This is a genomic window from Bacillus sp. TL12 (genome assembly GCF_022625245.1).
GTDB lineage: Bacteria > Bacillota > Bacilli > Bacillales > Bacillaceae_G > Bacillus_A.
The window spans coordinates 1-4,990 of record NZ_JAJJBY010000092.1 but is presented as its reverse complement, the minus strand read 5'-3'; the positions used below and the strand labels follow the sequence as shown (position 1 = coordinate 4,990).

The 4,990-nt window shown below is 33.1% G+C and carries 8 protein-coding genes and 1 pseudogene; 7 read left to right on the top strand and 2 right to left on the bottom strand.

Translation table 11 applies throughout. From position 1 onward, the window contains the following. The coding region (locus tag LOK41_RS27270) for a plasmid recombination protein (RefSeq protein WP_241819212.1) at positions 1–993 on the bottom strand (993 nt) is incomplete at its 3' end. 455 nt (positions 994–1,448) lie between these two features. Here LOK41_RS27270 and LOK41_RS27265 point away from each other — a divergent pair. The 7 genes from LOK41_RS27265 (at position 1,449) to LOK41_RS27235 (ending at position 4,645) form a co-directional block, all read left to right on the top strand. Then, on the top strand, positions 1,449–1,628 hold the full coding sequence (locus tag LOK41_RS27265) for a hypothetical protein (protein ID WP_241819210.1): 180 nt from the start codon (positions 1,449–1,451) through the stop codon (positions 1,626–1,628). Between the two features lie 343 nt (positions 1,629–1,971). Further along, complete coding sequence (locus LOK41_RS27260) at positions 1,972–2,397, top strand: hypothetical protein (RefSeq protein WP_241819208.1); 426 nt, start codon at positions 1,972–1,974, stop codon at positions 2,395–2,397. A gap of 1 nt (position 2,398) precedes the next feature. Beyond that, complete coding sequence (locus LOK41_RS27255) at positions 2,399–2,590, top strand: helix-turn-helix transcriptional regulator (protein WP_098257661.1); 192 nt, start codon at positions 2,399–2,401, stop codon at positions 2,588–2,590. A 95-nt stretch (positions 2,591–2,685) separates the two neighbouring features. Further along, on the top strand, positions 2,686–2,856 hold the full coding sequence (locus LOK41_RS27250) for a hypothetical protein (protein ID WP_241819206.1): 171 nt from the start codon (positions 2,686–2,688) through the stop codon (positions 2,854–2,856). A gap of 616 nt (positions 2,857–3,472) precedes the next feature. Further along, the gene (locus LOK41_RS27245) at positions 3,473–4,030 is read left to right on the top strand and encodes a replication/maintenance protein RepL (protein WP_241819204.1); all 558 of its coding nucleotides are present in this window, start codon (positions 3,473–3,475) and stop codon (positions 4,028–4,030) included. Further along, positions 4,023–4,232 (top strand): hypothetical protein, encoded by a 210-nt coding sequence (locus LOK41_RS27240; protein ID WP_241819203.1) that lies wholly within the window; start codon positions 4,023–4,025, stop codon positions 4,230–4,232. Before LOK41_RS27245 ends, LOK41_RS27240 begins: the two co-directional genes overlap by 8 nt. Before the next feature lie 167 nt (positions 4,233–4,399). Further along, a complete protein-coding gene (locus LOK41_RS27235; protein WP_241819201.1) occupies positions 4,400–4,645 on the top strand; it encodes a hypothetical protein in 246 nt (81 codons plus the stop codon). Positions 4,646–4,684: 39 nt separating this feature from the next. Here the strand turns inward: LOK41_RS27235 and LOK41_RS27230 are convergent. Then, positions 4,685–4,990, bottom strand: a pseudogene (locus LOK41_RS27230) (plasmid recombination protein); the annotation flags it as partial.

Here is a 4,990-nt window from a genome sequence, read left to right as displayed (position 1 = left end):
TTCCTCACGAAGATTTTTATTTTCCTGAACTAGATCCGTTGTCTGCAAACGCTCATAATCTTTTTTTACAGTAACAGCTGCACTTACCAAATCTTCCAGATATTTAACTTGTTTTGGTGTATAAACATAATTACCTGTTTCTTTTTCAATGATGTCAGGTTTCCCAATAAATTTAGGTTTCACCTCTGTCTTAATCTCTTTCTTTTTACTCTTTAGATTCATTTTCTTTTCAGGAACTTGCTCACTAACTTTCACAAGTTCATCTTTCTTTTTGGCTATTTTTTCTTCTAGCCATTGAATTTCCCTTTCTAAATCCTTTTTTTCTTTGTACTCATTGACATCTTTATATTCATTTGAACCAACTAGTTTTCGTTCAATGCCACGCTCTTTCAATATTTTTTCTAACAACTTTACTTCTTTTTCCCGCCAATCATCAAAAGGACGAGTTTTATCTAGTGTTGAATCCTGTTGCGTAATGGCTCGGTCAAATGATACTTGCTTTTCAAGTCCTCGCTTATATCCACTCGCCACAGGCACAAAATTTAAATGCATATGAGGGCTTGTCTCGTCATTGTGAATGACCGCATTATAAACTTTTAAATTAGGATTTCGTTTCTCAAAATCCTTGAACCACTCTAACAAAATTTCATTTGCTCTTTTATAATCGGCATTGCGAATGAAGTCGTTTAAATCACCAACTTGAATGATCATTTCTTGCTGAAGCGAAGTTTTCTTACTGGACTGAATGTGCTTATAATAATCGTCAATTTTTCTATCAGATCTTTTTTGTTTGGCATTATATTTCTCCAACGCTTCCCCGAACTCTTCTTGATATAACTCTTTCAAATTCTTCTGAACAAGATATTTATTTTCATCAGAACGTGAATAATCAATATGCGAATTTCGCTCTTTTTCCTTCTCGCTCATTGTCCTATTATTGTGTTTGATATTGGTTTTGTTCGTTGCCTTCTTGAGAGAAACTGACATGCTCATGACGAATCAACTCCTTGTTCCCACTATACCAAAAGCTTTGTTACTTTGGCAAAGTAACCTTTTCTGTATTGTGACATTCCACTACGCTCCATGTACACAATGAAAAGGCTCTGCGAGGCTATGTCGGCCTTCGCCGATCCATGCTTTGCATGGCAAAAACAAACCTTGGGCTTTGCCCAAACCCACTGGGGAACTCTTCCCCAGACCCCATAAAAAACACCCCCAACCCCCTCATCTTTTTGAGGGGGCTCCCTCGCCGGTAGGCAGGTCAAAACGTTTACCGTTTTGACACATCAAGAGGGTTTGGGTGTAGTGAATCTGTCAACTCCTTAATGCTCACTTCGTTCCGCTTACCGTTGACAGATATTTTATATTTTCTACCAATTCAAATAGACTACTAAAATTGCTAAATAGAAATAAGAAAAATATGGTAAATTATATTTGGGGTGAAATAAATGAGTAATGAAATGTTCTTAATTTTATTATACATGTATATATTTTGGGGAATATTTACTGCAATATTCTACGTTATTGATCGTAGAAAATATAAAATGGGTGTATTTTGGTTAATGATTGCTCTTATACTCCCGCCAATTTTTTGGATTGTTCGTATAATTGCTAAACGACTAACATAGAAAGCATAATATTCTTTACGTTTGTAATCAGAGATATTGCCAGCATTTCAAAAAAACCACGCTAAGAGTATGCAAGATTTTATACAAAAAATCGGGAGACATAGGGAACGATGGGGAGGACGAAAAGCCTGCCAGAATAGGAATGTATAAAAAGATGCATAGATCCATAGAACAAGAGAAGACAGATCCCTTGTGAGAGTAGGGATCTGTCTTCTCCTTGCTACCGATAATGATGCGTTATGTTAACCGAACATGAATACGATATTCATTCATAAATGTAAAAACATTTTGACAACCCGATTACCACTAGATATAATCGAAATGTAAAAATGTTTTTACATTTATGAGTAGAAGGGAAACATGCAAGATGAATGAAAAGAAATTCATATTTTTAATTAGTTGCATTTGTTTAATCGCTATTATTGCTTATGCCTTATATGTTTTTATGACAGAAAAACGTATTAAAATGGGAGTGTTTTTCTTTGCATGCTTAATTATTAGCTCTATCGTAAATCAAATCACATGGGGCGATGCTGATGCTGTTTCAGAAGAAAGCCAGGATGAATTAGGAAAACATATTTCTTATTTGAGTTACAAGATTGGATATTTTGTCCTTATCATCGTTATGTTCATTACATTAGTTATAGGAGAAGGTAAAACTATTTGGAGTCTTGATAACGTGCAGAACTCCGCTCTTTATTTAGTCTTATGTGCTTCCCTTGTTATAGTTCCAATCACTGAATTTTTTGTATCAAAGAAGTTTAAGTAATATGAAAAACTCTATTTCAGTATTCCGTAAAGAAAAATCTATGACACAAGAAGAATTGGCTAAGTATTGCAATGTATCACGCCAAACCATTAATGCAATTGAAAATGCTAAATATGATCCAACATTAACATTAGCTTTTAAATTAGCTGAGGTACTACGTACAACAGTTGATGAACTATTTAATCCGAATTAACTTCCGTTAACGAATTTTATGTCAAGTAGCCCTTCTTGCTCTTTTTATTGTATATAGTTAATATATTTATGGGTAAATTTAACAGGAGGGGTTCAATGAAGCTACATGTAATTTGGGAGTTTATTTATATTACTATTCAAGCCTTGAAAGGACATTTTGTTTGGGGTATACCTTTGTATGTATTCTTACTACCTTTGGCAATTATGATTGTTTTTTTATTAATTTCTCATAAAAAATCAAAAGGGAAAAAAGTGCTTCAAAATTAATTTTAAAATTCCCTGTTGAAAAAATACCTAGAAAAAGAGCCATGTTAATTGCATCCACATGGCTCTTTTTAGTTCTTTTCCCCTTGTTTTTGGGTGTGAGTGCTGGCTCGTCGTGTGGGGGCGACACCCCACGAATTTAACGTGACTACATATAGAATAAGTTTATTACTTTAGACGATAGAACTAGCGGTTCGGCTGGTATACTTGCTAGTCCAAGTCGAGCAACTATACCTCGTTTTTGGTCTGTTCGGCTTGGCGAAAGCTAAAAACCAGCCGAATTTCGGAATGCAATGGAGGAAAGGTGGAGATTTTTTGAGTGGGTTTTTCAAAAAATACTACCTGACCATTGCGTGGAGAAAAGCCCCTTTGATTATAGAAGAGAGTAAATCAAACAAAAAAGTAGTACAAACCCAGTTATATCAAGGGTTTTGGTAATTTCGTTTGATATAATATTCTATATCATTTGATATAGTCTTCTATACTGTTTGATATATTTTTATTGAACTGTTTGATATATTTTTATTGAATAAATGAAAATTACCCTCTATACTGTTTGATATAAACAAAATGAATCAAACGGTACATTAAAAACATGATAATGAAAAGAGGGAGAATAGTGTCAGGACATGATAAAAGTCTAGAATACAATGCAAATACCCAAACTTTAGTTGGTCAAAAGAAAAGAGAATTAATAGACGCTGAAACTGGGGAAGTTATTCATGTAGACCAAATAACAAAAAGAGTCTACGGGACTAAAAACTTTTGGAAAATGTACTTAATGGATTTTTTAACTGTCTTAGGGATCATAGACAACAAACAACTAGATGTTTTTATATACATAGCAGAAAATACAAACCAATCAAATAACATCTTCATAGGTACATACAGAAGTATTTCAGAAGATGTTGGAGTAGCTTATGGAACTGTAGCAACTATCATGAAAAAACTACAAGAAAACAACTTCATAAAGAAAAAACAAAATGGTGTTTATATCGTAAACCCTAACATCATGATGAAAGGGAACGATACAAAGCGACAAATATTATTAAGTTATTACGAAGAAAATGAACCTTTAAACTCTATTGAAATTTTAAGAGGAAAACAAAAATCTATTCCAGAACAAAAAACATCAAAGAATAAACCAGAAAAATTGGAGATGAAAAACAATGATTGAGGGCGTTGAATTAAATATTTATTTGGATGATGATGATAACAATTCAGTATCACTTAGTCTATCTCCAGTACAAACTGAAGTTATCTTTAAAGCTTTAGGATTACAATTCCATCAAGATAATACTTGTAGTCATTTTTCAGACCAAACTCTAAAAAAGCATATTCTACCTAAAATAAATTTCAAAGAAAAGCCATTAAGTTAAATCCAAACATCATTGCTTAATCAACTTTGACCTATTTCATTTGATAAGCAAAATAAAAAGGCACTCCCTCTGACCAGGGAGCACCACGAATACATACCAACCCAATAAAATAGTATGCCTTTTTATTTTCCTATAAATCTTTTTTAAAAACAAGGAGGATAAAAAGTATGAAAACTGAAAACCAAATACTAGAAATGATTGTTGAACAAGGTGTAGAAAACATCCTTGAAAAAACTGTACTAACAAGAAACGAAGACCTCAAAGAATTGAGTGAACATCTCGATAAATTCACATTTAAAGAATATGATAAACTAGAAGGAACAATGATTGAAAGAATATCAAATATACAAAAAGAATTTTATGGAGAAGGCTTTAAACAAGGTGTAAAATTCATTTTATCTATGCAAAAATAGAGCAAAAAAGCGATACCTATTGTAAGGGGTATCGCTTTTTTATCGCCCCCTGTCCATGTCATGTCCTTTCTGTTTACTTTTGCTTTTCATTTCTCTGTTATGCTCACGTTCGAACTGATTGTCTATACCTTTTATATCCAATTCATTTTTGATAAGCCCTCTAAACGCCTCAAATTGCTCTTTAAAGACTTTTTTCGTTTGTTGGTATAAAACCTTTATGTTTGCTTTCAAATCACGTATATGAGCCTTCAAATAGTGTATATCGCCCTTTAATGAACCGATTTCAAGCGTAGCTGACGCCAATTCCTTTTTTAACTGTTCATTTTCCTTCGTTTTTTGATAGAC

Bases quoted from the DNA above. Each gene is read 5' to 3' on its own strand.
- LOK41_RS27260 (WP_241819208.1), top strand. From the start codon at position 1,972: ATGAGTAGAAGGGAAACATGCAAGATGAATGAAAAGAAATTCATATTT.
- LOK41_RS27240 (WP_241819203.1), top strand. From the start codon at position 4,023: ATGATTGAGGGCGTTGAATTAAATATTTATTTGGATGATGATGATAAC.
- LOK41_RS27250 (WP_241819206.1), top strand. From the start codon at position 2,686: ATGAAGCTACATGTAATTTGGGAGTTTATTTATATTACTATTCAAGCC.
- LOK41_RS27255 (WP_098257661.1), top strand. From the start codon at position 2,399: ATGAAAAACTCTATTTCAGTATTCCGTAAAGAAAAATCTATGACACAA.
- LOK41_RS27235 (WP_241819201.1), top strand. From the start codon at position 4,400: ATGAAAACTGAAAACCAAATACTAGAAATGATTGTTGAACAAGGTGTA.
- LOK41_RS27265 (WP_241819210.1), top strand. From the start codon at position 1,449: ATGAGTAATGAAATGTTCTTAATTTTATTATACATGTATATATTTTGG.